Below are 24805 nucleotides of genomic sequence, written 5' to 3'. Positions count from 1 at the left end.
AAAATGTCTGGTCTCCGGGCGCCGCATTAAGGATGCGCTGGTTGAGAAAGTGAATAATGCTTCGTTCAAATCAGACAACTTATTTGATCCGTTGCCGATCATGGTCACGCTCTGCGTGTTGTCTTGATATTCTCAGGGCATTTCAGACAAATACATCTTATGCATCCGTTCACGGATTGGTTATCATGGGGGTTTTCCAGGTCTGTGGGTCGAGCATGTCGTTTATCAATCATCTTGAATCTGAACTTGAAGCATTACCCGAAGCGTTAAGCGCTAACGTAACATCATCCCTGAGTGCATGGTGTGGACGGCTTTCCGAATTGGAACTAACTTTTCAGGCAGCGCCGGAATTCGTGGCTTCACTGGTCAAGGTCTGGGGATCGAGTGATTTTGTTGCGGAAAGCTGTACGCGCCGGCCGGAAATCATCGTCGACCTGGTGAATTCCAACGATCTGTTCATCGCCTATGACGAGCAGGGCTATCATAGCCGAATGGCACAGCTGGCGGTCGATTCCGAAGCCTCGCTGATGTCTGAATTGCGCCGTTTCCGTCGGCGGGAAATGATCAGGATCGCCTGGCGCGATCTGGCCGGCTGGGCTGATCTGAATGAAACGTTGCTTGAATTGTCGCTGCTGGCCGATGCCTGTATTCAATATGCGCTGGACTTCCTGTATCAGAAAGCCTGCGACTTGCGCGGCACGCCTTTGCTAGCTGACGGCAGTCCACAGCAGTTGATCGTGCTGGGCATGGGCAAGTTGGGCGCCTACGAGCTGAATTATTCTTCCGATATTGACCTGATTTTCGCCTATGCCGAAGACGGCGTCCTGCCGGATCGCAAGGAAACCACTTATGGTGAGTTCTTTACTCGTCTGTGCCGGAGTTTGGTCAAGGTGCTCGATGAAATGACCGTGGACGGCTTTGTGTTCAGGACGGACATCCGGCTCAGACCGTATGGCGACAGCGGCCCCATCATCATGAATTTCGATGGCATGGAGATCTATTATCAAACCCAGGCCCGGGAATGGGAACGCTACGCCATGATCAAAGTCCGCCAAGTTGCGGGCGACTTTAAAACCGGCGCGCAACTGATAGCCATGCTGAAGCCTTTTGTGTACCGGCGTTACCTCGATTACGGCGCTTTCGAGGAATTGCGTTCGTTAAAGTTGCAGATTATGCAGGAGCTGAAACGCAAGGACCGCATGGAAAACGTCAAGCTGGGGCCGGGCGGCATACGCGAAGTCGAGTTCATCGGCCAGGCTTTTCAGTTGATTCGCGGCGGCAGTGAACGGTCGCTGCAGAAGCGCGGCATTCTGGATATTCTCCAGCGGCTCGGCGAACTGGAGTTATTGACTCAAAGGGACGCCGAGCAGTTAATTGCATCCTATCGTTTTCTGCGCCGGGTGGAAAACCATATTCAGGCATATCAGGACCGGCAAACGCATGATTTGCCTACCGATCCGATCGTGCGGGAAATACTGGCCTATTCGCTGGATTATGCCGACTGGCTTACATTTAAAGCCGATCTGGACCGCGTCAGAGCTCAGGTGCATGCCGTGTTTGGTCTGGTCTTCTCGCTGTCGAAACAGGCTGATGCCGACAGCATCAGCCAGAAAATCTGGAACTGCACAGCCGATGACGCCGAATTGGCAGACGACCTGAGCAAGTACGGTTTCGAGCGAACCGATGAGATGCTGGTCGCTATCAAGGCGTTTAAAAATTCGCTGGCCGTCAGAAAACTGACAGCCAAAGGCGCCGGCGTCCTTGACCGCCTGATGCCGCAATTGATAGAAGCCATGATGCAGGTCGACAATCCCGATGAAACCTTGATGCGCATTCTGAAGTTATTTGAAGCTGTCGTCGGACGGAATGTTTACTTGTCGCTGCTGGCTGAGAATCCGGGCGCGCTGGCTCAATTGGTCCGCCTGTCGTCGGCAAGCCCCTGGATCAGCGATTATCTGGCGCATTATCCCATTTTATTTGATGAGTTGCTTGATGCGCATTCGCTATTCGAGCCGCTGAAAAAAGCCGATCTTGATGCGCAACTGAGGGTTTTGCTGGCGCAAATCGAGATTCAGGACCTGGAGCAGCTGATGATCGTGCTGCGGCAGTTCAAGCAGTTGAATGTGCTCAGGGTCGCGGCGGCCGATATTATGGGCGTTATTCCGCTGATGGTGGTCAGCGATTATCTGACTTATATCGCCGAAAGCATCGTCGAACATGTTGTCGAGCGTGCCTGGCTGATGCTGACCGAAAAACATGGCTACCCGCCCGGCAGCAATGACAAGGCGATAGGCTTTGCCGCGCTCGGGTTCGGAAAGCTGGGCGGTATCGAGCTTGGCTATGGCTCCGACCTGGACATGGTGTTCCTGTATGACTGTGCAGACGGCAATGCGCCGACCGACGGCCCGAAGCCGATTCCGTGCACGCAGTTTTACGGGCGCCTGGGACTGAAAGTCCGGCACATTCTCGATACCAAATTGTTGTCGGGCGTGCTTTACGAGGTTGACATGCGGTTGCGGCCCAGCGGTCATTCAGGGCTTTTGGTTACCCATGTCAATGCGTATGAAGATTATTTACGAAACCAGGCCTGGACCTGGGAGCATCAGGCGCTGGTCAGGGGGCGCTTCATCGCCGGCGATCGGCGGCTGAAAGAGCAGTATGAAGCGATCCGGCGCCGAATCCTGAGTTTGCCGCGCGATACCGAGCAGTTGAAAAAGGAAGTCCGCGAAATGCGCGAAAAGATGCGCGCCGCGTTGGATTCGAGCGAAGCGGACAAGTTTGACTTAAAACAAAGCAAAGGCGGTATTGCGGATATTGAGTTTATAGTACAATTCGGCGTTTTAGATCAGGCGTCGAAAAACGTCGCATTGACCACCTATACGGATAATGTCAGGCTGCTGGACGGTTTGCAGGCGCAGGGTTTTATGACTAAGGACCAGGCGGAAACGCTTAAAGCCATCTACTGCGCATATCGTGATTATGGTCATAAACTGGTTTTACAGGGCGATCGCGCCATTATCGATGAAGCTGAAATTGCCGGAATGAAGGCGCAGGTCGAACAGATGTGGCACGATTTTATGGAATAATTATTAAGCAATTACAAACACTAATGGTGGAGAATAAACAATGACGATGGACGATAGAGACGGCGTTATTTGGCTGGATGGGCAATGGGTTGAATGGCGGGAAGCTAAAGTCCATGTGTTGACGCATACCTTGCATTACGGTCTGGGCGTATTTGAAGGTCTGAGAGCCTATCATACGAAAAGAGGCACAGCGATATTCAGAATGCAGGAACACACGGATCGCTTGTTCCGTTCGGCGCATGTCATGAACATGAAAATGCCTTTCGGCAAAGACGAAATCAACCAGGCGCATCGCGATGCGGTCGCTAAAAACAACCTGGACAGCGCGTATATCCGCAGTATGTGCTTTTTCGGTTCGGAAGGCATGGGGCTTCGGGCCGACAACCTGAAAGTCCATGTCATGGTCGCGGCCTGGTCATGGGGCGCCTATCTGGGCGCGGAGAGCATAGAAAAAGGCATCCGTATCCGCACGTCTTCCTATACCAAAAACCATATCAACAGCACCATGTGCAAAGCCAAAGCCAATGGCAATTACATCAATTCCATCCTGGCATTGCAGGAAGCGCTGGCTACCGGCTACGATGAGGCTTTGTTGCTGGACCATCAGGGTTATGCGGCCGAAGGCAGTGCCGAAAACCTGTTCATCGTGCGCAACGGCAAGATTTACACCCCGGAAACCACCTCGGCGCTGGAAGGCATTACCCGCGATACGATTATCGCGATCGCCAGAGAACAAGGCTTCGAGCTGATCGAAAAACGCATTACCCGCGATGAAATTTATGTCGCCGATGAAGCGTTCTTTACCGGTTCCGCTGCCGAAGTCACGCCGATCAGAGAACTGGACGGACGGGCTATTGGTACTGGCAGCCGCGGTCCTGTCACAGAAAAACTCCAATCCCTGTATTTTGACTATGTGCATGGCCGTCGGGACGATCATGCCGAGTGGCTGACTCCCGTTGCCTAAAAGTAACATCACAAAGATCCTGGTCGTCGGTCCCTCATGGGTCGGCGACATGGTCATGGCGCAAAGCCTGTTCATCACGCTGAAACAGGCTGATCCGCATTGCCAAATCGATGTATTGGCCCCGGCATGGACATTTTCATTGTTGGAACGCATGCCTGAAGTGACAACGGCCATCTCCATGCCGCTGAAGCGCGGGCAATTCGGCCTGATAAATCGCATAAAACTGGGCAGGCAGCTGCGTTCGGCAGGTTATGATCAAGCCTTTCTGTTGCCCAATTCCTGGAAGTCGGCCTTAATACCTTTCTTTGCCGACATTCCCAGGCGCACAGGATACATTGGGGAATGCCGCTGGGGATTGCTCAACGATGCCCGCAAACTGGATAAAAAACGGCTGACCATGACCGTTCAGCGGTTTGTGGCGCTGGGCTTGCCGAAAGCGGCAGTCTTGCCGCCCGAATATCCGGCGCCGCGGATCATGGTTGAACCGGACAGGCGGCAGCGCGTTATTGAAAAATTCAACCTTACCCGCTCGGAGAAAATCCTGGCCTTGTGCCCCGGCGCCGAATACGGCCCTGCCAAGCGCTGGCCGGCCGGCCATTATGCCGAGGTGGCGCGGCAAAAAATCGCTCAGGGCTGGCAGGTCTGGCTGTTCGGTTCCGACAAGGACAAAGACGTTGCGGAAGCCATCAATCAGGAAGCCGGCCGACTGTGCACTGATTTCAGCGGCCGCACCTCGCTGGCCGAAGCGGTCGATTTACTGTCGCTGGCCAGTACTGTCGTGACCAATGATTCGGGACTGATGCATGTGGCCGCCGCGCTCGACAGGAAAGTCATCGCGATATACGGCTCTTCGGACCCCGGCTTTACGCCGCCGCTGAATAAAAAAGCCCAGGTTGTCTCGTTGAATCTCGATTGCGCGCCCTGCTTCAAGCGCGACTGCCCGTTGGGCCATACGCGCTGTCTGACTGAAATCCGGCCCGACCAGGTGCTTGATCTGATCGCAGTGGATTAAAGGTCAGATATAGTGAGAATCGCCATTGTCAAACTGTCCGCGCTGGGCGATATTGTCCATGCCATGGTGGCGTTGCAATTCATCAAGGCCGCCTTGCCTGACAGCCGGATAGATTGGGTCGTGGAAGAGCGCTTTGCCGGCGTGTTGAAGGACAATCCCGATATTGACAACGTCCTGATGGTCAACCTGAAATCCTTGAAAAACAACAAGATGTCTGTTTTCAGACAGCTTAAAACAATTCGCGGTTATGCTGTAAATAACTACGATCTGGTTATTGATGCACAGGGTCTGATTAAATCGGCGGTTACGGCCAGATTCCTGGGCAAGCGCGTCGCCGGCTTCGATGCCGACTCGGTCAGGGAGAAAGCAGCCTCCTGGTTTTACGATGTCAAAGTGGCCTGCGCCTATGATGCTAATACTATCGACAGGAATGCCACGGTGCTGTCGGAGCCTTTAGGCATCCGCATCAGCAGGGAACAAATCCTGACCAAAAAGCCGTTTTTGTTTTTCGATCATGAAGATCAAAGCCTCTATACTTATTTGCGGCAAGATCGGCTCAATATCGTGCTGGTCATCGGCTCAACCTGGGAAAGCCGAAACTATCCGGCCGACAGATTTATAAAGATAGCCGAGGCGTTACAGCAGAACTGTCTGGTGATCTGGGGCAGCGAGCAGGAGAAAAACACCGCCGATTCGATGGCCTCGCAGTCGCGCTTTATCAACGTCATGCCGAAACTGGATTTAAACAGCCTGAAGGCATTGATCGCCAAGGCCGACCTGCTGATCGGCAATGACACGGGGCCGACACATATGGCCTGGGCCTTGAATAGACCATCCATCACGATTTTCGGCCCGACGCCGGTCAGCCGCGTCTATCAGACCGATATCAACAAAGTGGTGAAGTCGGCATCAAGCGTCAATCCTTATAAACTGAACAAGCAGGATTACTCGATCAGAGAGATCAGCGAGCAGGAGATTATCGGCAAGGCCAGAACTTTATTGAGGCTGTGACTCAATCACAGAAATAATAGTGCAGTTGTGGAACTAAAGGTTGAAAACCGAGTCACAGTTGGTTTATAAGAAAACCTATAAAGGTGCCAGGTTTAGTTAATAGCAAGGCTTTATTCTCGCAAGAACAGGTGGGATAGGCGGCAGATGGAATTTATATGACAGAGCAAGCAACCGCATACCATGATTTATTGAAAACGTTACAGACCAGGGACAAACTTTCGTCCGGTGAACTGAACAAAGTTGAGCGCATAAGAAAAACGGCCATTTCGGAAAATCTGCCTCAACTGCTAGTGAAGCTGGGCTTGTGCTCGGAACTCGATGTGGCCGACGCATTTGTCGAGTCAGGCGGGTTCGAGAAGATTACAGCCGATCAGTATCCGTTGGAGATGCAATTGCCGGAAAACATCTCATTACGTTTTTTAAAACAGAACCATGTGATCGGCATCAAAAACAGCGACGAGGCCATCACCATCACGATGATGGACCCTGAAGATCAGTTTGTGATCGATGCGCTGAGGCTGGCGACTGGCAAGGAGATCATTCCCAAGGTCGGCCTGCTGTCGGAAATCGATGCGGCGCTGGAAATCCAGTACGGCGAAGGCCGGTCGCAGATGGAAAGGATTGTCGATAATCTTCAGTTCGAAGATACCGGCGGCGAGGAAGATCTGGAGCATTTAAAGGATTTGGCCAGCGAAGCGCCGGTTATCAAAATGGTCAACCTGATCATGCAGCGCGCCATCGAAATGCGCGCCTCGGATATCCATATCGAGCCGTTCGAGCAAGCCCTGAAAGTCAGGCTGCGCATTGACGGCGTTTTACAGGATATCAATGCGCCTCCCGTTAAATCGACAGCTGCCGTCATTTCCCGCATCAAGATCATGGCCAAGCTGAACATTGCCGAACGCCGGCTGCCGCAGGACGGCCGCATCAAGGTGCAAATGCTCGGCAAGGAGCTGGACCTGCGTGTGTCGACCATACCGACGATGTACGGCGAAAGCGTCGTCATCCGTTTGCTCGACAAGGAAAGCACCGTATTCGATTTCGAGTCCCTGGGCTTTTCCGGCAGGCATTCGAAACAGTTCATCGATGTTCTGGCGCAGCCGCATGGCATTATCCTGATTACCGGTCCGACTGGTAGCGGTAAATCAACCTCGCTATATGCGGCGTTGAAGCTGTTGAATACGTCCGAGCGCAAGATCATCACGGTCGAAGATCCGGTGGAATATCAGCTGGAGGGCATCAACCAGATTCAGGCCAAACCACAGATCGGTCTGACTTTCTCCGCGGCGTTGCGCTCTATCGTTCGTCAGGACCCCGATGTCATCATGATCGGTGAGATGCGTGACCTGGAGACGGCGAAAATTGCCGTGCAGTCGGCGCTGACCGGGCACTTGGTGTTATCGACATTGCATACCAACGATGCCGCCGGCGGTGTAACGCGTTTGCTGGATATGGGGCTGGAAGAGTATTTGCTCACTTCCACCGTGAATGGCATATTGGCGCAACGGCTGGTCAGAAAACTGTGCCCGGAATGCAAGGAACCTTATGTCGCACCACCTCTCGTTGTCGAGGACAGGCATTTGCGGCGTTTCATGCCGGAAGGCGATATCGTACTGTACAAACCGGTCGGCTGCTCAGCCTGCGGCGGGCTTGGCTATCGCGGACGTCTGGCTATCATCGAATTTCTGCTGATGACGGATCCGATCCGTAAACTGATCATGGCGCATGAAGAAGCCGGCACCATTCAGAAACTGGCTATCGAACAGGGCATGGTCACGATGAGCGATGACGGATTGCAGAAGGCCTTGCAAGGCATCACGACTATAGAAGAAGTGATGCGCGTCACAACGGAAGGCTGATATGGCTTTGTTTTCTTATAAAGCCATCAACAGCCTGGGCGAGACTGAGGAAGGCGTTCGCGATGCCTCTGACGAGCAAGGGCTGATCGCGGCCCTGCAATCGGAAGGTTACATACCGATCCGCGTGGCGCCGGCCACCGCCAGATCGTTCCTCGGATTCAATCTGGGAGCCAAACAGTCGCGCCTGTCCCAGAAAGAGATCGGCCTGCTGACCAGCGAATTGGCGACCTTGCTGGAGTCCGGCCTGCCTCTGGACCGGTCGCTGTCAGTATTGATGGATTTGACGGCTGACAACGAGCGCCTGAACAAGCTGCTCGGACGGGTTCTGGAAAGAGTGAAAGGCGGCTCCTCCCTGGCCGATGCGCTGGAGAAGCAGGCCGGAGTCTTCAGCAAGTTTTATATTAATATGATCCGTGCGGGCGAGGCGGGCGGCAGCTTGGGCGAAGTGTTGACGCGGCTGGCGGATTATCTGGAACGTTCGCGCGAATTGAAGGATACGATCAGCACCGCGTTGATTTATCCGGTCATCTTGTTGGTGATGTCATTGGCGTCGTTGTTTGTGATGCTGACATTCGTCGTGCCGCAATTTACCGAAATGTTTGAGAGCGCCGGCAAGGCTTTGCCGGTGCCGACCCAGATCGTGGTCGGCCTGGCTGAATGGCTGCAAAGCTACTGGTGGATACTGGCGCTCCTCATGGTTGTCGCCTACGGCTATATGAATTTTCAACTGGCCGACCCGGTCACCAAGAAAGCATGGGACAGGCGCTTTCTGGCCATGCCTTTATTCGGCAGCATCATTCTGAACAAGGAAACCGCCAACATCAGCCGCACGTTGGGAACTTTGCTGGGCAATGGCGTTTCTATACTGACTGCTTTGGCGATAGCGCGTGAAACTGTCGACAACTTGGCCCTGGCCGAGGTCTGTGCCGATGCCGAGGAGCAGTTAAAGCAGGGCAGGAACATGTCGGACGCTTTATTGGAAAAAGGCGTACTGCCCAAAATGGCCATGCAGATGATAAAAATGGGCGAAGAAACAGGGAAGCTGGAAGAAATGCTCCTGCGCGTGGCAACTATTTATGATAAACAGCTTAGAGTAGCGATACAGCGTATGCTGGCATTGCTTGAGCCGGCTTTGATAATCACTCTGGGCGTTATGATTGCGGGTATTATCGTGTCGATTCTGCTGGCGATTTTGAGTGTTAATGACTTAGCTTTTTAATGGAAATTTTTTTTACGATGAAACAATATAGAAAACTTACAGAAACTGGCTTTACCTTACTTGAATTATTGGTCGTGCTGGGCATTATCGCCCTGTTGGCCGGCATAGTCGGGCCTCAGGTCATGAAACACATGGGCGAATCCAAAACCAAAGCGGCCCGCGTTCAAGTTGAAGATCTGTCCGCCGCGCTTGACATGTATAAGCTGGATCTGGGCAATTATCCGACAACCGAGCAGGGATTGAAGGCACTCATCGAATCGCCTGAAAGTGCAAAACGCTGGAACGGTCCTTATCTGCAAAAAGCCAAAATGCCGCTGGACCCTTGGCAGCAGGAATACCACTATGTATTTCCGGGCGAACACGGCAAATTTGATCTTTACACGCTAGGCGCAGACGGTAAAGAAGGCGGCGAAGGCGAAGATCAGGATATCGCAAGCTGGGAATGATGCATAAAACTGAAGGCTCAGGGTTGAGCTCAAAAAGAGCGGCGGGCTTGCGTCTCCCCGCTCATTGGGCATTGTCCAGGACTCAAGGATTTACGCTGCTGGAGCTAATGGTTGTGCTTTTTGTCATCATTCTGGGTTTTTCAATTGTCGCGTTCAATCTGTCATCAGGACGCGAATCGACGCAGCTTCGCGCCGCGGCAAGGGATATTGTTTCGGCGCTGCGTTATGCAAGAGGACAGGCTTTGCTCGCCCATCAGCAGACTACCGTCACCCTTGACCTTGGCGATAACAGCTATCAGGTAAGCGGCCGGGATAAGGTTTTTACGATTCCCGAGTCCATCGATCTCTCGCTGGTCACGGCCCAGGACGAATTAACCGGCGAAGGCCAGGGTAATATACGCTTTTTTGCCGACGGTTCGTCGACAGGCGGAAGAGTTACACTGGAGCGGGGCGGTTCCAAATGGCGCATCGATATCAATTGGCTGACCGGCCAGGTTGAGCTTGAAGATGCCAGCGAAGGTGCGCATGGGTAAACAACGAGGTTTTTCCCTGCTGGAAATCCTGATTGCGTTTTCAATACTGGCGCTTTCGCTGGGGATTTTACTGAAGATTTTTTCCGGGGGCGTCAATACGGCGTCTGTGGCCGATGAATACACGGCCGCTGTGCAGATCGCCGAATCGTTAATGGTTCAAACGGGGGTGGAAACACCGTTGCAGCCAGGAGAAAGGTCGGGAGTGGAAAATGAAAAATACCGTTGGCTGGTTTCAGTAAGTCCTTTTACGCCGACGATTGAAAATTTTGATCCGGCAACGTTACCCATATTGCTTTTCAAGGTTAACGTCATGGTAGCCTGGGGCGATGATCAGGCGAGCGAGCGACAGATTGAATTAACCAACCTAAGACTCGTCAATAAAGCATTATGAGAAGCTGGAGGCAAAAGGGAGCTTTTTCTGGTGATTCGCCATGTAACTCATCACATGGGTTTACGCTTATCGAAGTTCTTATCGCAATGACTTTGCTAAGCGTTATGGTTGTGCTACTGTTTGGCAGTCTGAAAATTTGTGCCCAAAGCTGGGAAATGGGCGAAAAGAAAATCGCCGAAGTCAATGAAGTGGCTGTCGTCTACAATTTTTTTCAACAGCATTTATCGGCCGCCAAACCTTTAAAGGATGACTTTGCGAAAGATGAGTCATCTTTACAGAATGACTTTACGGAAGAAGAGAGTAAGTTGTCTTTTCAAGGCGATGCGCAATCCTTGCAATTTGTTTCCGTATTTCCCGCCAGTGCCGGGCGGGCGGGCTTGCAGCTGTTTTCCCTGGCAGTGCAGGATGAAGGGCCGCAAGGGAACAGTAACGACGGCGCTGAAATAAAAGTGACGTTGACGCCGTTTTTTCCGCTTGCCGAAGGCGAGGAATGGCAAAAGGAGGAGGCTGTCCTGATAAAGCATGTGAGTCATTTTGCTTTGTCTTATTTTGGTCCGGATCAGGAAACCGGCGAGAGCCAATGGCGGGACGAATGGCTCAACAAAAATGCCTTGCCGCGCCTGGTAAAAATCCAGATCGAGCGGGAAGATGAAGTTTACTGGCCGGATATGGTCATCGAACTTAAGGTGGGCGGTGATTCGAGCACCTTAACAGGCGGTGCAGAAGATTCAGGGGTAACAGAGTGATACGCATCAGGAAGCAGGTAAGGCAGAAGGGATTTGCGCTGGTTCTTGTTTTGTGGATATTGAGCCTATTGACTATCATGGCAGGCAGTTTTGCGCTGACTATGCGCAGGGAAGCTGCCATTATTGAAGGCATCAAAAATAACGCGCAGGCCATGGCCGTGGCGGAATCGGGGATTGCCATAGCGGAAATGATGATGTTGATTCCCGATGCGGGCAGGCGTTGGCGGGCAGACAGCAGTGTTTATCAAATAAACTTCGAGAGTGGCAAAGTGCGCATACGGCTTTTATCCGAAACCGGCAAAATAGATCTGAACACGGCCGATCAGGCAGTGTTGCAGGCACTGGTAAGTCATGCCCCCATTGATGAAGGTCAGCAGGCTGGGCTCGTCAATGCCATTCTCGATTGGCGCGATGAAGATGACCTGGTGCGCGAGGACGGCGCGGAAAAGAAAGAATATCAGGATGCCGGTTTAAACTATCAGCCCCGAAACAAGCCTTTTCAGGACATCGAGGAATTGCAGTTGGTGCTGGGCATGAACGAAAGCGTTTATGATTGGTTGCAGGGTTTGATCACCGTTTATTCGAGAGGGTCTACGGTCAATCTGCAGTTGGCGTCTCCGGAAGTTTTGCAGGTGTTGCCGGACCTGGACGAAGCGGCGAAAGACGAATATATGCAAGCCAGGCGAGAGCGTTCAGTCGATGCTTTAAAGTCGGCATCACCTTTTAATGAATCATCTTCTTTGGACGAGACTGGAGAGAGTGCTGCTCCAGCCGCAGACAGCGGGGCGGTGACCATTATTTCCGAAGCGCAACTGGATGACGGCTCAACCGCTGTAATAAACGCGATAATAGCAAGATCAAACAGTGAACAACCATCCTTTGGCCAACAGCCTTTTGGCCAACAACCCTTTGGTCAACAATCCGCGGGACAGCAATCCATGGGCCAACAATCCTCGCCGTTTCAGATTTTGAAATGGCAACGCAACTACGCAGGCAATGACTCATTATTCTCTGATGAAATGAGCGAATTATTAGTGACAGAATATGCTGAACCTCAATTCGACAATTGAACTGGATTTCAAGAAGTTTTTTCGCTGGTGGGCGCGAGAACTTAGTTTCCTGGTACCGGAAAAAATCAAGCAGCTCGTCAGCGAGAAGCGGGGCATTATTCTGGTTAGACCAGACAACCACCACCTGGAAATGACCTATGTCCTCAACGGAAAAGTAGAGCCGATAGCCACGCTGGAGCGAAATGAACCCGATATGGCGGAAGTCAAGGCGCTATTAGCCAGAGACGAAAGATTTGCCAAGGCTGATGTCGTTATCAGGTTGACCCGGCAGGATGCTATTCAAAAAGAACTGACCCTGCCTCTGGCAGCAAAGGAAAACTTGGCTCAGGTTGTTTCCTATGAGCTGGACCGTTATACACCGTTCAAACCGGAGCAGGTCTATTTTGCCGTTAAGCCTCTGGCAGACGCCCATGAGCCCGGGCAAATCAATGTCATGCTGGTGCTGACTCCGCGGGAAGTACTTGAGGCGCTCTATGACGATGTAAGCGCGCTGGGTCTGTCGCCCAAAATTGCCGATTATGAGGATGCTGCCAATGATCTTGAGCAGGACTATGATTTTTACAATTTGCTGCCGGAGCAGTTCAGGGAGAAAACCAACAAAAACGCTGCATTGGTTCATGGAGCCTTGATCAGCGCGGTATTTGTCCTGTTGATAGCCGCTATAGCTTTGCCGGTCTGGTTTGAATACCGGGCGGTCAATGCATTAAGCGAACAGCTTGGCGGCATAGAGAAAGAGGCGCGTAAAATCGATGCCTCGCAGTCGGAAATCGACGCACTGGTGGAAGAGTCGCGCCGGCTAGTTGATGTCAAAAGCTCGGCGCCATCGGTTGTAGTCATGTTGAATGCGTTGAGCGCTTTAATAAAGGATGACACCTGGCTGACCTATGCGCAGTATTCGGATGGGCATCTGCAGATACAAGGAGAGTCACCGTCCGCTTCTGCCTTGATTGCCGTTCTGGAAGCCTCGCCATTGTTTGATAACGTCCGGTTTGTATCGCCGGTTACGCAAGACAAAATCAGCGGGCTTGAACGGTTTCAGATCACCGTGGATGTGACCAAAGCAGGAGGCATTAATGGCGGCGTATAACAAAACCCAGCGCTGGATTGCGGTAGGCCTCCTGGCGGCTGTGATAGTGATTTTTGGTGTTGTTGTTATTGCGCCCATTGTCAGCAAGGGTATGGAACTGCATGAAACCAAGAATGCGCTGGTTTTCAAGCTCCAGAAGTACCAGCGGATTTTAGCCAGGAAAGACGCCGTCACTGAAGGCATGGATAAAATAAAAGCCCAGCATTTGTCCCAAGGTTATTTTAATGCTCAAGGGACTGGCGCTCTGGCGTCCGCGGATGTACAGGAGTTTATTAAAAAGGCGATTGTCGATGCAGGCGGGCAGTTGACCAGTACTCAGGCGCTTCCTGTCAGCAATAAGGATGGCTTCAGCCGCATTATGGTCAAAGTCAGAATGACCGGCACTATTGAAGAGCTGCGCTCAGTGTTGTACAAAATGGAAACGTCGGTGCCGCTGATCATCGTCGATCAGATCGATATAAGGCCGGTGCGAGGCATAAGAAACAGGAAAACCCGACAGATTGAATCGAGCAATGAATTGAATGTGAATTTTCAGGCCGTTAGTTTCATGAGAATACCGCCAGGATGAATGTTAAATTAATTAAATTATTGGCCTCCGTTTGTACCGTCTTGCTGTTGATTATTACTGCCGAGTGGTTATATGCGAAGCATTCCAGAAAGCAACTGCAGAAATCGATTACATCCGTTGAAACCCAACCCTACAAAGTAGGCGACTTGCCAAGTCTGGTGCTGACGAAACAACCGGAGGACAAATACGCCGATCTGGTCACACGGCCCTTATTCATCAAAGGGCGGAGACCTGTAGAAACGGTCGAGGTTGAAGAAGCAACCGCAGTTGGAGGTTCCGATAGTTTTGAATGGCAGCTAACGGGTGTCTATACGAAAGGCAAACAGTTATCAGCCTTATTCAGCCGTGATAAAGCACCAGCCACGGAAAAAAAATACCTTAAAATAACTGAAGGCGATGATATCAGCGGCTGGACACTGGCCGAGATTCATACAGACAAAGTCGTACTCAAGCAAGGAAGTCATCAAAAAGAGCTTATGCTAAGAAAACCAAAATTAAAAGAATTACCCAAGAAAAAAAGCATACCCAACGCATTTACGCCTAAAGCAGAGGCGCCCAAAGCGGAAGACACGTCAGGAAATAGCGAAAATGAAGAATAATATAAAAAAAATAAAAAAAGCTTCCTGGGCTGTTGTTCTGGGGCTTTCGCTGTCAAGTTGCGAATTTATGGGGCCGCCGGTAGCCGTTAAAAAACCGCTGCCGCCAGTGCTCCCAGAGCAGCCGGAGGAACAGGAAGGGGCCGTTTTTAAACACTTGCAAAACAAGCCGCATCCTAGTGAAAAAGTGCGGCCGGCGGCGGAACTCTATCCTGGAACGGAACGGTTCGTGTCGCGGACGTCAACGCAGCCGGGCAGGGGCGCAGCCCGTGGCGAAGGCGCATACAGCCTGAACTTTGATGAAGCCGACCTGGGCGAAGTAGCGAAAGTGATTCTGAGCGACATACTTGGTGAAAACTATGTATTGAGCCCCAAGGTGGCCGGCAAGGTGACGCTGCAGACCACCCAGGCTTTAACGAAAGAAGAATTATTGCCTACCCTGGAGATGTTGCTGCGCATGAATAATGCGGCGCTGGTCAAGGACGGCCGCGTTTATCATATCGAGCCCGCGGCAGAGGCGTTATACAGCACCGACTTTGCAAGAGCAGGCGCGGCCGGTTACCAGGTGAAGGTCATACCGATCAGGAATGTGGCCGTACAGGATATCGCCGAAGTGATCAAGCCGCTGGTGCAGGAAAAAACCATCCTGCAAGTCGACGGCATGCGCAATCTGCTGGTTGTTTCCGGAACGGCCGATGAACTGGCGCGCATCATGGATATGGTCGCCACTTTCGATATCGATATCTTGAGGGGGCGTTCATTCGGTATTTTTCCTTTAGTGCATGCCGCGCCGGAGCAGATTATTGAAGAGCTGGATGCGGTGTTTAACAAAACTGAAAAAGATGAGAGCACCTTTTTCCGGTTTATAGAAATCGAGCGGTTGAATGCCATCCTGGCCATTACGCACCAAGCCTCTTATTTGCGAGATATTGAAAGCTGGATACTGCGGCTGGACCGGTCGACTACGGCTACCGGCGGCGGTGTGAATGTCTATAAGGTTCAGAATGTCGATGCCGTGGAATTGGCGGCGACATTGAATGAAATTTTTACCGGCGCATCGACAAAGAAAGATAAAGGCGCAAAGGTTGCTCCCGGAAAAAAAGCTGCTGAAATCACCAATAAGCAGGGGCAAGAGGCGGCAAAAGCGGCTTTCAGCAAACCCGCGGGATCGGAAGGCGGCGGCGTTGCCGAGGTGAGTAAGGAAGTCAGAATTATTGCCGATGAGATCAATAACTCGATCGTTGTTGTCGCGACGCCGGAAGAATATGAAAAGATTCGCGGCGTTATCGTTCAGCTCGATGTTATGCCGCTGCAGGTCTTGATCGATGCGACCATCGTATCGGTGAGCCTGACCGACAGTTTAAAGTACGGTATTCAATGGTTTTTAAGTCACCATAATGTGGGTGGCGAGCATGTCATTACTAATACTAACACGAGTGGATCAAATATAAGAGGATCATTAGCGGAAGCGCAGGCGGGAGGGACATCGCTCAGGGATATTGCCGCAGGTGCAGTATCAGGTGGCTTTGGCTATGCGTTCCTCAGTGATTCGGGCGATATACGCGCCGTATTAAATGCATCGGCCAATGACAATAAGCTTAATGTGATTTCTTCGCCATCGTTGATGGTGCTGAATAATCAGGAAGCCTCGATACAAGTCGGTGATGAAATACCGTTGAGAACGTCTCAGTCATCTGCTCTTCCCACTTCAGGCCAAACTTTCGACGCTAATAGTCTCGTGCAAACCAGTGGCATTCAGCAGCGTAAAACCGGTGTGAAGTTGAAAGTTAAGCCCCGGGTCAATGCCAGTGGTCTCGTGATTATGGATATCGAACAAAGCGTTGAAAGACCGCAGAAGACGACGGCCAGTAATATCGATTCGCCTACGATACAAAGCCGGGAAATTACCAGTAACGTAGCCGTACACAGCGGAGAAACGGTTGTGCTGGGCGGCTTGATCGATGAGAACGATACCTATAATCAAGATGGGATTCCCTTTTTATATAAGCTGCCTTTAATAGGCCCCTTGTTCGGCGGGACGACAAAAGAGAAACTTAAGACAGAACTGGTTGTGCTGATTACACCGCGCGTTGTTACAAGCAGGCAGGACGGCCGACTGATTACCGACGAGTTCAGACGCAAATTGACCGGCATTTATGAGATACCGCAAACTGAAGAGGTAACGAAAACGTATTAATGACTATAGCCAGCGCACCTTAAGTGGATAGTATGGGATAATAACCGGGTTAAAGAAGACCTCAGCCCATTTTCAAACATGCCGATAAAATACATAGAAAAAATATTACGCGCCAAAGTTTACGATGTTGCCATAGAAACGCCTCTGGATTTCGCATCCTCGCTGTCGGAGCGCCTGGGCAACAACGTCTATTTGAAACGCGAAGACTTGCAGCCGGTGTTCTCGTTTAAACTGCGCGGCGCCTACAACAAAATGGCCTTGCTGAACGAGCAGGAGCGGGCGCATGGCGTGATCGCCGCTTCAGCCGGCAATCACGCCCAGGGCGTTGCCCTAGCGGCCAAAAGATTGGGCATTAAGGCATTGATCGTGATGCCGAAAACCACGCCCGAAATTAAAGTCCAGTCCGTGAAAGCCAGAGGCGCCAAAGCGGTGCTGTTCGGCGATGCCTATGATGAGGCTTATGCGCATGCCAAGGAATTGGCCGAACAAAAAGACATGGTGTTCATCCATCCCTATGACGATCCCGACGTCATCGCCGGGCAGGGTACGGTAGCCATGGAAATCCTCCGGCAGCAGACCGACGGCTTGGATGCGATCTTTGTGCCGGTCGGCGGCGGCGGCTTGATTGCCGGTGTCGCGGCTTATGTCAAATTCGTGCGGCCGGAGATCAAGGTCATCGGCGTGGAGCCCGATGATTCTGATTGCCTGAACCGGGCTCTGAAAGCGAAGCGCAGAGTCACCATTAAACAAGTCGGCCTGTTTGCCGATGGCGTGGCGGTCAAGCAGATCGGCGAAGAACCTTTCCGCCTGGCGCAAAATTATGTTGATGAAGTCGTTACCGTCAATACCGATGAAATCTGCGCCGCGATCAAGGATATTTTTGACGATACGCGCTCGGTTGCCGAACCTGCCGGCGCCTTGGGTATTGCCGGCCTGAAGAAATATGTCGAGCGCGAGAAGATAACCGGGCAAACACTGGTCGCCATCGACAGCGGCGCCAATATGAATTTCGACCGGCTGCGCTATGTGGCCGAGCGCGCCCAGGTCGGCGAGCATCGCGAGATCCTGCTGGCCGTCAGCATCCCCGAAACGCCGGGCAGCTTTTTGCGATTCTGCCGCATGCTGGGCGGACGTAGCATTACCGAGTTCAATTACCGTTATTTCGATCCCAAACTGGCCCAGGTTTTTGTCGGCATCTCCAGCAGCGGGCTTGAATCGGATCGGGCCGATTTAATCCTGCAATTACAGGATCAGGGCTTTTCGGTTACCGATATGACCACCAATGATCTGGCTAAAGAGCACGTGCGTTATATGGTGGGAGGCCATGCGCCGCGTGAACTGAATGAGGTTATTTACAGCCTGGAGTTTCCGGAAAGGCCCGGCGCGCTATTGAATTTCCTGACGGCGCTGGGCGGGCGCTGGAATATCAGCCTGTTCCATTACCGCAATCATGGCGCCGCATTCGGCAAAGTCCTGATGGGCGTGCAGATGCCGAAAGCAGAGCGCAAGGAATTCCAGCAATGCCTTGATGGGCTGGGTTTTGCTTATCAGGAGGAAACCGATAATCCCGCCTATCGCCTGTTCTCGGGGGGCAGCGAGGTGAAAAACAAACAATCGGATGGTGCTGTTATCGAGGCATAGCTAGCACGGGCGGTCAGTGGCCGCCCTGTGTCGTCACTGCCGGTTATTCCAATGAGCGTATAAAATCCCATTGCTGTCTGGAGACCGGCATGATCGATAAGCGATTGCCGCGTCTTACCAGCGCAAGATCGGTCAACTCCTGCTTTTGCTTTAATTCCTGGAGAGTAATGGTGCGGGACAGTGTTCTGACATGCCTGACGTCAACCATGAACCAGCGCGGCTGGACCGGATCGCTTTTAGGGTCGAAATGTTTGTCATCGGGATCGAAAGCGGTAAAGTCCGGATAGCCTTCGCGGACCACTTCCATAATGCCGACAATGCCCGGCACATCGCAGTTGGAATGATAGAAGAAAACCTGATCGCCGAGTTTCATCTCATCGCGCATCATGTTTCTGGCTTGGTAATTACGCACCCCGTCCCAGTGTTCGGTCCGGTCGGGTTTGTTGCACAGGTCATTGATGCCGAACGCATCCGGTTCGGATTTCATTAGCCAGTAATTCATGGGGATTTTTATAAGAAAAAGGCATCTCCCGCCTGCGCCGTAATGCACTTTCGTCCTTGAACCAACGGTTCAAGTGGGGACGTGATCGGTAAATCAGGCTTCCCGTATAGAGCGGGCATGCACACCATCACCGTAATCTGCCCCCTGGGTAAAAATAGGTTCAGGAAACACCCAGTACACTCTCGAACGCTGCAGGAGATGCAAACTAATATTTTACTGTATTTCAGGATTTTCTAAAACGTTTTCTATTTTATGACGCATATTAGCCAGATTTTCATTGAGGCTCTGAGTCAGCATGGCATTCTGGTTTCTCATCACACGCAATTCGTGCGCCAGGTTGAGCGCTGCCATGACGGCGATTCTGTCCGCGCCGCTGACTCGTCCGGAATCCCTGATTTTGCGCATTTTTTGATCAAGTTCCTGGGCTGAATGGATCAAATCGTCCTTCTCATCAGGATCGCAGGCAATCCTATAGTCTTTACCCATGATAGTAAGCGCTACCGGTTGAGGATTTTTTTTCATGAGCCTTGCTCCATTGCTTTCAGACGAGTAATCATAGCTTCAACCCGGGTTCTGGCCAGGGCGGTTTTTTCAAGCAGTTTGGCTTTTTCCCGGACCAGGGACTCCTGCTTGATTTTAAGGGAACTGTTTTCGTTTTTTACCGAATTATATTGTTCGATAAGCTTGTCCAGTTTATCTTCGAGCTCTTTTAATTCTAAGGATTGAGTTGTTTCTGAATTCGTCATAGTAGTTAACTACATCATTGCAAATAATCAGCCGCGTGTTTAGTTAGGATTATCGGCGATATGTTCTAATACTGCTCATAGTCAGTCGCCCTGGAGCCAAGAAGAACAAATGTTATCCAAGTCGGGGATCAATGGTAGCATAAGCAGTATTTTTTTTTTAGCAGTAGTGAAATTATTATGTGGGTGTCATGGTTTACCAGGTAATCAATACGATATTAGAGCATAACGACGCGGATGTTTCCGCTGCCGAGGCTCATGGCATGGCGACAGGCATATTGTGCGTCAATGGCCAGGCCGAGAGCGCTCCTTGGCTGAAGGAACTGTTTAAGGACGATACCGATTTGAGCGATGAAGACAGGGCGGCTCTGATGAAGTTATTCGAGCAGACCCGGACATTGCTGGCTAGTGAAGCGTTTGAATTTGACTTGTTTTTGCCTGACGATGACGCTTTCCTGTATGAGCGTGTTCAGGCATTGAGCCGTTGGTGCCAGGGATTTTTATTCGGCATTGGTTCCGTGTGCACCGCAAAAGGCTGGCCCAATGATGTTTCCGAAATATTGAAGGATATTACGGAATTTACCAAGCTGGACGAAGAGGCCGAAGGCGAGGAAGACGAGAATGCCTATATGGAAGTTACTGAATACCTGAGATCCGCCGTTTTATTACTGCGGGATGAGTTAAATATCAATACCGACGGCACTGTTCATTAGGCGGTGGAACAAGCAAATGAAGCAAAGCGAATTCAAAAAAAGAAGAAAGCAATTAATGCAGCGGATCGGCAAGGGCAATATCGCGCTGATAGGCAGCGCCCCGGTTCGAACCCGTAACCGCGATGTCGATTATCCGTTTCGGCAGGACAGCGATTTTTATTATCTGACCGGTTTCAATGAACCCGATTCATTGGCTGTCTTTATACCTGGCCGCGAGCAGGGCGAATACATTCTGTTCTGCCGCGAATACGACGAAACCAAAGCGTTGTGGGAAGGCGCCCATGCCGGGCTTGAAGGCGCCACCCAGCACTATGAGGCCGACGACTCTTTCCCTATCGATGATCTGGGCGAGATCCTGCCGGGCCTGCTGGAAGACAAAGGCAAGGTTTTCTATCCGATGGGCCGGGATTCGGATCTGGATCATCGGTTGCTGGAATGGATCAACCATATCCGCAGCCAATCAAGAACCGGCGTGACAGCGCCGGGCGAACTGGTTTCGCTGGAGCATATACTGCACGAAATGCGCCTGTTCAAAAGCCCCGAAGAACTTAAGCTGATGCGCCGCGCGGCGGAAGTATCCGCCCATGCCCATGTCAAAGCCATGCAGAATTGCAAGCCTGGCCTGTATGAATATCAGATAGAAGCCGAACTTATTTATCATTTCATTCAGGGCGGCTTGCGCTCGGTGGCCTATCCCTCCATTGTCGCCGGCGGCAGAAACGCCTGCGTGCTGCACTATACCGAAAATTCGGACAAATTAAGAAGCGGCGATCTGCTGCTGATCGATGCCGGCGCCGAGTGCGATCATTATGCGGCCGACATTACGCGCACATTCCCGGTCTCGGGACGTTTCAGCGAGCCGCAGAAGCAGCTTTACCAGCTGGTTCTCGATGCGCAGGCGGCCGCTATCGAACAGATCAAGCCCGGCGTGCCCTGGCATCTGGCGCACGAGGCCTCGGTTGAGGTGCTGACGAAAGGTCTCGTATCTCTGGGACTGCTGAAAGGCCGCGTGCCCACGCTGATCAAGAACGAAAAGTACAAGCAGTTCTATATGCACCGGATAGGCCATTGGCTGGGCATGGACGTGCATGACGTGGGCGACTACAAGGTCGACAAGGAATGGCGGTTGCTGGAGCCCGGCATGGTGCTGACCATAGAGCCGGGGCTGTACATACCGGCGAACTGTGAAACTGTCGATGAGAAATGGCGCGGCATAGGCATCCGGATTGAGGACGATCTGGTGGTCACGGCGCAAGGACACGAGATTTTGACGGCCGGCGTGCCCAAAACCATAGCAGAAATTGAAGCGTTGATGCAGGCGGGCTGATGCAACAGGATTATGATTTACTCATTGTAGGCGGCGGTCTGGCCGGCAACAGTCTGGCGCTGGCGCTGAAAGACACCGGCTTGCGCATGGCCATTATCGAAGTGAATACGCGCGAACAGCTCTATGCCTCCCCGGCCGGCGACAGAGCGCTGGCCTTGGCCGGCGGCACGGTAAAAATGCTGGAAGCGCTGGGCATCTGGCAGGGCATACGCCAGGCGGCCACGGCGATAAAAAACATCCATATCTCGGATCGCGGCCATTTCGGCAAGACCCGGCTGTCTGCGCAACAGGAAAATGTCGATGCGCTGGGGTATGTGATTTCGGCGCGCGACATTGAAACGCATGTGGCCCGGCTTGCCGAAATGGCCAATATCGAGCTGATTTGTCCGGCCCGCGTTGTCGGCTTGATGTCCGGCGAGGATGCAATTCATGTCAGCCTGAAACGCGGCGATGAGTCGTTCAGCCTGTCGGCTAAATTGCTGGTCGGCGCCGATGGCGGCCAGTCATCGGTGCGTAAACTGTTGGACATCGACCAGAAAGCCACTGAATACGGGCAGACGGCGCTGGTCACTACGGTTAAAACCTCCGTGCCGCATAACAATACCGCCTATGAGCGTTTTACGGCTTCCGGGCCGCTTGCGCTGCTGCCGAGCGGCAACAGCGGGTGCGCTGTGGTCTGGACAAGAACCGATGAAGATGCGAAGGCGTTGATGGCCGGCAGCGAGAAAGACTTTCTGAACGAGCTTCAGGAATGCTTCGGTTACAGGCTGGGCGAGCTTGCTTTAGCCGCGCCCAGGCGGACTTTCCCGTTGTCGCTGATACGTGCGGAAAAAATGGTTTCAGGGCGGGCGGTCATTATCGGCAATGCCGCTCATCAATTGCATCCGGTGGCGGGTCAGGGATTTAACCTGGGGTTGCGCGATGTTGTGGCGCTGGCTGAAATGATTATCGAGCAGCATGGGGATGGTCAGGATATCGGCGCGGCCGATTTTTTAAATCGCTACGCTAAGGTCCGGCAAAAAGACCACAACCTTGTTATCGGCTTTACCGACAATGTCGTGCGGATTTTTTCCAATGAATGGCTGGCCCTGGCCTTGGTCAGGAACATCGGCTTGACGCTGCTCGATCATATACCGGCGGCCAAGGCGCTGCTGGCCCGGCAGGCGATGGGGCTTGTCGGCCGCATGCCGCGATTGGGCAGCAGGAGATAATCATGACTGAACGCTATGAAGTGATCGTCGTCGGCGGCGGCATGGTGGGTGCGGCGGCGGCCTGTGCCCTGGCGCACGGCGGCATCAGCGTGGCGCTGCTGGATAGGCGCAATCCTGAACGGCACTGGCCGAAAGAGCCGATCGATAACCGTGTTTCGGCGTTGACGAAAGCCTCGCAGAATATTCTAGAAATGCTCGGCGCCTGGCCGGGCATGGTGCAGCGCGGCGTATGCGCCTACCGGGATATGCGTGTATGGGATGCGCGCGGCGACGGCGAATTGCATTTTGACTGTGCCGATACCGAATTCAACGAACTGGGTCATCTGGCCGAAAACAGAGTGACGGTCGCGGCCTTATGGGACGTGCTCGATACGTTGCCCTCGGCTGATTGTCTAACGCCGGCGGCAGTCGCCGACATGCAGCTGACCGATAACGGCCGGCTGATCAGGCTGGAAGACGGCCGCCGCCTTGAAGCCGAGCTGGTGATTGCCGCCGACGGGCGCGAATCGGCGTTGAGAAAAATGGCCGGCATAGACGTGACCGGTTGGGATTATGATCAGGAGGGACTGGTCGCCACGGTCACGACCGAAAAAAGCCACCAGGCAACGGCGTGGCAGCGGTTTCTGGAAGAAGGGCCGCTGGCTTTTCTGCCGCTGGACAACGGCCAAAGTTCGATTGTCTGGACTTTGAGCACGAAAACGGCAAAAAAGTATCTGACCTTGAATGACGCCGATTTCCTCCAGGCGCTGGAACAGGCCTCGGGCGGCATTCTGGGCAAAATGCTGGCAGTAGGGCCCAGGGCCGCGGTTCCGTTGCGGTTTCAATATGCCAACCGTTATACCGACCGGCATCTCGCATTGGTTGGCGATGCCGCCCATGCCATGCATCCGTTGGCCGGACAGGGCGCAAATGCCGGCCTGCTGGATGCGGCGGCGATTGCCGAGCTAGTGATTGAAGCCAAACAGCAGCGGCGGCCATTGTCCGGTTCCGCTTATTTACGCCACTACGAACGCTGGCGTAAAGGCGACAATCTGATGATGATGGCGAGCATGGATGCGCTCAACAAAACCTATAAAGTGTCATCGCCGCCCTTTATTGGCCTGCGTTCGGCTGGCATGAACTGGGTAAACCACACGGCTGTCGTGAAAGCGTATTTCAACCATTACGCCATGGGCTTGCGCGAGGATTTGCCCAAATTAGCGAAAGCCCAGGCTTGCTGGCCAGTCGTTCAGAGTTAGCGACAAGTGCCGAAAAGCCCGCGTTTATGCGTATTTGGTATTTACCCTGCTCGCCGGCTTCTGGTATATTCCGGAATTAGCGATTTGGTTTGCCCGCCTACAGGCTGCGCTTATTTCAGGGCAATAAAATAATAAAAATTAACTTAAGAGGTGGAGAGGTGTTATGGCTGAAGTGTTGTTTATATTAACTACTATTTTCGTGGCTTATGTCGTTTATGCGGTTGTAAACGATCAGCGGGCTACGGCTAAATCGACAGTGCCGCAGGTAAAATCTGAAAAGCAGGAAGTAGCGGCGGTGCAGCCACAGGCCGCGGCGGCGCCCCAGAAAGAAGCGCCGGCGGCGAGAAGGGCGGCGGCCAGAAGAGCAGCTCCTGCGAAGCCTGCTGCTGCTCCAGCACCAGAGGCGGGCAAAGGCGAAGTGCGCAATCCGGCTACGGGAGAAGTCGTTTCAGCCCACAGCAATTACCGCTTTACCAAGCGTTGGGTAAAAGAGGCGCTGGTGGCGGAAGGTTTGCTTGATAAAATTTACAAGAATAATGAATTGGATGCCGCTGCCGAAGCGAAAATAAAAGGCGCTATGGCGAAGCTGGCATCCATGGATAAATATCAGGCTTAACACCGCCTGGGCTAACCGGCAGTGGTTCA

Annotated in this window: 24 protein-coding genes and 1 other RNA gene; 21 read left to right on the top strand and 4 right to left on the bottom strand. The window is 52.5% G+C overall.

Going from position 1 to position 24805, the window contains the following annotated elements; translation table 11 throughout:
• Positions 1 to 215 precede the first annotated feature (215 nt).
• The 16 genes from glnE (at position 216) to ilvA (ending at position 18426) form a co-directional block, all read left to right on the top strand.
• A complete protein-coding gene (gene glnE / locus ACTNE6_RS18100; protein ID WP_442497738.1) occupies positions 216 to 3086 on the top strand; it encodes a bifunctional [glutamate--ammonia ligase]-adenylyl-L-tyrosine phosphorylase/[glutamate--ammonia-ligase] adenylyltransferase in 2871 nt (956 codons plus the stop codon).
• Between the two features lie 40 nt (positions 3087 to 3126).
• The gene (locus ACTNE6_RS18095) at positions 3127 to 4050 is read left to right on the top strand and encodes a branched-chain amino acid transaminase (RefSeq protein ID WP_194968144.1); all 924 of its coding nucleotides are present in this window, start codon (positions 3127 to 3129) and stop codon (positions 4048 to 4050) included.
• Between the two features lie 49 nt (positions 4051 to 4099).
• Positions 4100 to 5062 carry a lipopolysaccharide heptosyltransferase II gene (gene waaF, locus ACTNE6_RS18090; protein ID WP_194968300.1) on the top strand — a complete coding sequence of 321 codons (963 nt, stop codon included), beginning with the start codon at positions 4100 to 4102 and terminating at the stop codon, positions 5060 to 5062.
• 12 nt (positions 5063 to 5074) lie between these two features.
• On the top strand, positions 5075 to 6073 hold the full coding sequence (gene waaC / locus ACTNE6_RS18085) for a lipopolysaccharide heptosyltransferase I (protein WP_442497737.1): 999 nt from the start codon (positions 5075 to 5077) through the stop codon (positions 6071 to 6073).
• Between the two features lie 155 nt (positions 6074 to 6228).
• Positions 6229 to 7932, top strand: coding sequence for a type II secretion system ATPase GspE (gspE, locus tag ACTNE6_RS18080; protein WP_442497736.1), 1704 nt, complete (start codon positions 6229 to 6231; stop codon positions 7930 to 7932).
• A 1-nt stretch (position 7933) separates the two neighbouring features.
• On the top strand, positions 7934 to 9151 hold the full coding sequence (locus ACTNE6_RS18075; protein ID WP_194968147.1) for a type II secretion system F family protein: 1218 nt from the start codon (positions 7934 to 7936) through the stop codon (positions 9149 to 9151).
• Positions 9152 to 9168: 17 nt separating this feature from the next.
• Positions 9169 to 9597: a type II secretion system major pseudopilin GspG gene (gspG, locus tag ACTNE6_RS18070; protein WP_442497735.1), complete on the top strand. Its 429-nt coding sequence runs from the start codon at positions 9169 to 9171 to the stop codon at positions 9595 to 9597.
• Positions 9594 to 10130 (top strand): GspH/FimT family pseudopilin, encoded by a 537-nt coding sequence (locus tag ACTNE6_RS18065; RefSeq protein ID WP_442497734.1) that lies wholly within the window; start codon positions 9594 to 9596, stop codon positions 10128 to 10130. Before gspG ends, ACTNE6_RS18065 begins: the two co-directional genes overlap by 4 nt.
• A complete protein-coding gene (locus ACTNE6_RS18060; RefSeq protein ID WP_442497733.1) occupies positions 10105 to 10521 on the top strand; it encodes a type IV pilus modification PilV family protein in 417 nt (138 codons plus the stop codon). The genes ACTNE6_RS18065 and ACTNE6_RS18060 overlap by 26 nt, the downstream gene beginning before the upstream one ends.
• Positions 10518 to 11267 (top strand): prepilin-type N-terminal cleavage/methylation domain-containing protein, encoded by a 750-nt coding sequence (locus ACTNE6_RS18055; protein WP_434484622.1) that lies wholly within the window; start codon positions 10518 to 10520, stop codon positions 11265 to 11267. Before ACTNE6_RS18060 ends, ACTNE6_RS18055 begins: the two co-directional genes overlap by 4 nt.
• Entirely contained in the window at positions 11264 to 12337 is a 1074-nt protein-coding gene (locus ACTNE6_RS18050) for a general secretion pathway protein GspK (RefSeq protein WP_442497732.1), read from the top strand. The genes ACTNE6_RS18055 and ACTNE6_RS18050 overlap by 4 nt, the downstream gene beginning before the upstream one ends.
• Positions 12312 to 13424, top strand: a complete 1113-nt coding sequence (locus ACTNE6_RS18045) for a PilN domain-containing protein (protein ID WP_194968151.1) — start codon at positions 12312 to 12314, stop codon at positions 13422 to 13424. Before ACTNE6_RS18050 ends, ACTNE6_RS18045 begins: the two co-directional genes overlap by 26 nt.
• Entirely contained in the window at positions 13411 to 13992 is a 582-nt protein-coding gene (gspM, locus tag ACTNE6_RS18040) for a type II secretion system protein GspM (RefSeq protein WP_194968152.1), read from the top strand. Before ACTNE6_RS18045 ends, gspM begins: the two co-directional genes overlap by 14 nt.
• Positions 13989 to 14591, top strand: coding sequence for a hypothetical protein (locus ACTNE6_RS18035; RefSeq protein WP_194968153.1), 603 nt, complete (start codon positions 13989 to 13991; stop codon positions 14589 to 14591). Before gspM ends, ACTNE6_RS18035 begins: the two co-directional genes overlap by 4 nt.
• On the top strand, positions 14581 to 16785 hold the full coding sequence (gspD, locus tag ACTNE6_RS18030) for a type II secretion system secretin GspD (RefSeq protein ID WP_442497731.1): 2205 nt from the start codon (positions 14581 to 14583) through the stop codon (positions 16783 to 16785). Before ACTNE6_RS18035 ends, gspD begins: the two co-directional genes overlap by 11 nt.
• Before the next feature lie 78 nt (positions 16786 to 16863).
• Positions 16864 to 18426, top strand: coding sequence for a threonine ammonia-lyase, biosynthetic (gene ilvA / locus ACTNE6_RS18025; RefSeq protein ID WP_442497730.1), 1563 nt, complete (start codon positions 16864 to 16866; stop codon positions 18424 to 18426).
• 43 nt (positions 18427 to 18469) lie between these two features.
• Here the strand turns inward: ilvA and ACTNE6_RS18020 are convergent, their stop codons facing one another.
• From ACTNE6_RS18020 to ACTNE6_RS18005, 4 genes are all read right to left on the bottom strand, one after another.
• Positions 18470 to 18928, bottom strand: a complete 459-nt coding sequence (locus ACTNE6_RS18020) for an EVE domain-containing protein (RefSeq protein ID WP_442497729.1) — start codon at positions 18926 to 18928, stop codon at positions 18470 to 18472.
• Positions 18929 to 18949: 21 nt separating this feature from the next.
• A non-coding RNA gene (ssrS, locus tag ACTNE6_RS18015) (6S RNA) lies at positions 18950 to 19129 on the bottom strand.
• A gap of 12 nt (positions 19130 to 19141) precedes the next feature.
• Positions 19142 to 19450: a cell division protein ZapA gene (locus ACTNE6_RS18010; RefSeq protein WP_434484615.1), complete on the bottom strand. Its 309-nt coding sequence runs from the start codon at positions 19448 to 19450 to the stop codon at positions 19142 to 19144.
• Positions 19447 to 19674 carry a TIGR02449 family protein gene (locus tag ACTNE6_RS18005; RefSeq protein ID WP_194968158.1) on the bottom strand — a complete coding sequence of 76 codons (228 nt, stop codon included), beginning with the start codon at positions 19672 to 19674 and terminating at the stop codon, positions 19447 to 19449. Before ACTNE6_RS18005 ends, ACTNE6_RS18010 begins: the two co-directional genes overlap by 4 nt.
• Positions 19675 to 19862: 188 nt before the next feature.
• On the opposite strand from ACTNE6_RS18005, the gene ACTNE6_RS18000 reads away from it, so the two are divergent.
• The 5 genes from ACTNE6_RS18000 to ACTNE6_RS17980 all read left to right on the top strand — a co-directional run bounded on the left by ACTNE6_RS18000 (position 19863) and on the right by ACTNE6_RS17980 (position 24776).
• A complete protein-coding gene (locus ACTNE6_RS18000) occupies positions 19863 to 20384 on the top strand; it encodes a UPF0149 family protein (protein WP_442497728.1) in 522 nt (173 codons plus the stop codon).
• A gap of 16 nt (positions 20385 to 20400) precedes the next feature.
• Positions 20401 to 21711, top strand: coding sequence for a Xaa-Pro aminopeptidase (gene pepP, locus ACTNE6_RS17995; protein ID WP_194968160.1), 1311 nt, complete (start codon positions 20401 to 20403; stop codon positions 21709 to 21711).
• A complete protein-coding gene (gene ubiH, locus ACTNE6_RS17990) occupies positions 21711 to 22922 on the top strand; it encodes a 2-octaprenyl-6-methoxyphenyl hydroxylase (protein WP_442497727.1) in 1212 nt (403 codons plus the stop codon). The genes pepP and ubiH overlap by 1 nt, the downstream gene beginning before the upstream one ends.
• Positions 22923 to 22924: 2 nt before the next feature.
• A complete protein-coding gene (locus ACTNE6_RS17985; RefSeq protein ID WP_442497726.1) occupies positions 22925 to 24160 on the top strand; it encodes a UbiH/UbiF/VisC/COQ6 family ubiquinone biosynthesis hydroxylase in 1236 nt (411 codons plus the stop codon).
• A 163-nt stretch (positions 24161 to 24323) separates the two neighbouring features.
• A complete protein-coding gene (locus ACTNE6_RS17980) occupies positions 24324 to 24776 on the top strand; it encodes a hypothetical protein (protein ID WP_442497725.1) in 453 nt (150 codons plus the stop codon).
• The last annotated feature ends 29 nt before the right edge of the window (positions 24777 to 24805 follow it).

This window comes from Methylobacter sp. sgz302048 (genome assembly GCF_052162025.1).
GTDB lineage: Bacteria > Pseudomonadota > Gammaproteobacteria > Methylococcales > Methylomonadaceae > Methylobacter.
Note: the sequence above shows the minus strand (reverse complement) of the source record. Positions and strands in the feature narration are given on the sequence as shown.

Excerpts from the sequence above, each read along its gene's own strand:
- ACTNE6_RS18035 (WP_194968153.1), top strand. The coding sequence starts at position 13,989 with ATGAATGTTAAATTAATTAAATTATTGGCCTCCGTTTGTACCGTCTTG.
- ACTNE6_RS18075 (WP_194968147.1), top strand. The coding sequence starts at position 7,934 with ATGGCTTTGTTTTCTTATAAAGCCATCAACAGCCTGGGCGAGACTGAG.
- pepP (WP_194968160.1), top strand. The coding sequence starts at position 20,401 with ATGAAGCAAAGCGAATTCAAAAAAAGAAGAAAGCAATTAATGCAGCGG.
- ACTNE6_RS18055 (WP_434484622.1), top strand. The coding sequence starts at position 10,518 with ATGAGAAGCTGGAGGCAAAAGGGAGCTTTTTCTGGTGATTCGCCATGT.
- ACTNE6_RS18000 (WP_442497728.1), top strand. The coding sequence starts at position 19,863 with ATGGTTTACCAGGTAATCAATACGATATTAGAGCATAACGACGCGGAT.
- ACTNE6_RS18020 (WP_442497729.1), bottom strand. The coding sequence starts at position 18,928 with ATGAATTACTGGCTAATGAAATCCGAACCGGATGCGTTCGGCATCAAT.
- ilvA (WP_442497730.1), top strand. The coding sequence starts at position 16,864 with ATGCCGATAAAATACATAGAAAAAATATTACGCGCCAAAGTTTACGAT.
- ACTNE6_RS17985 (WP_442497726.1), top strand. The coding sequence starts at position 22,925 with ATGACTGAACGCTATGAAGTGATCGTCGTCGGCGGCGGCATGGTGGGT.
- ACTNE6_RS18060 (WP_442497733.1), top strand. The coding sequence starts at position 10,105 with ATGCCAGCGAAGGTGCGCATGGGTAAACAACGAGGTTTTTCCCTGCTG.
- glnE (WP_442497738.1), top strand. The coding sequence starts at position 216 with ATGTCGTTTATCAATCATCTTGAATCTGAACTTGAAGCATTACCCGAA.
- ACTNE6_RS17980 (WP_442497725.1), top strand. The coding sequence starts at position 24,324 with ATGGCTGAAGTGTTGTTTATATTAACTACTATTTTCGTGGCTTATGTC.
- gspE (WP_442497736.1), top strand. The coding sequence starts at position 6,229 with ATGACAGAGCAAGCAACCGCATACCATGATTTATTGAAAACGTTACAG.
- ACTNE6_RS18010 (WP_434484615.1), bottom strand. The coding sequence starts at position 19,450 with ATGAAAAAAAATCCTCAACCGGTAGCGCTTACTATCATGGGTAAAGAC.
- ACTNE6_RS18045 (WP_194968151.1), top strand. The coding sequence starts at position 12,312 with ATGCTGAACCTCAATTCGACAATTGAACTGGATTTCAAGAAGTTTTTT.
- ubiH (WP_442497727.1), top strand. The coding sequence starts at position 21,711 with ATGCAACAGGATTATGATTTACTCATTGTAGGCGGCGGTCTGGCCGGC.
- ACTNE6_RS18065 (WP_442497734.1), top strand. The coding sequence starts at position 9,594 with ATGATGCATAAAACTGAAGGCTCAGGGTTGAGCTCAAAAAGAGCGGCG.
- ACTNE6_RS18005 (WP_194968158.1), bottom strand. The coding sequence starts at position 19,674 with ATGACGAATTCAGAAACAACTCAATCCTTAGAATTAAAAGAGCTCGAA.
- waaF (WP_194968300.1), top strand. The coding sequence starts at position 4,100 with ATGGTCATGGCGCAAAGCCTGTTCATCACGCTGAAACAGGCTGATCCG.
- gspD (WP_442497731.1), top strand. The coding sequence starts at position 14,581 with ATGAAGAATAATATAAAAAAAATAAAAAAAGCTTCCTGGGCTGTTGTT.
- gspM (WP_194968152.1), top strand. The coding sequence starts at position 13,411 with ATGGCGGCGTATAACAAAACCCAGCGCTGGATTGCGGTAGGCCTCCTG.
- ACTNE6_RS18095 (WP_194968144.1), top strand. The coding sequence starts at position 3,127 with ATGACGATGGACGATAGAGACGGCGTTATTTGGCTGGATGGGCAATGG.
- gspG (WP_442497735.1), top strand. The coding sequence starts at position 9,169 with ATGAAACAATATAGAAAACTTACAGAAACTGGCTTTACCTTACTTGAA.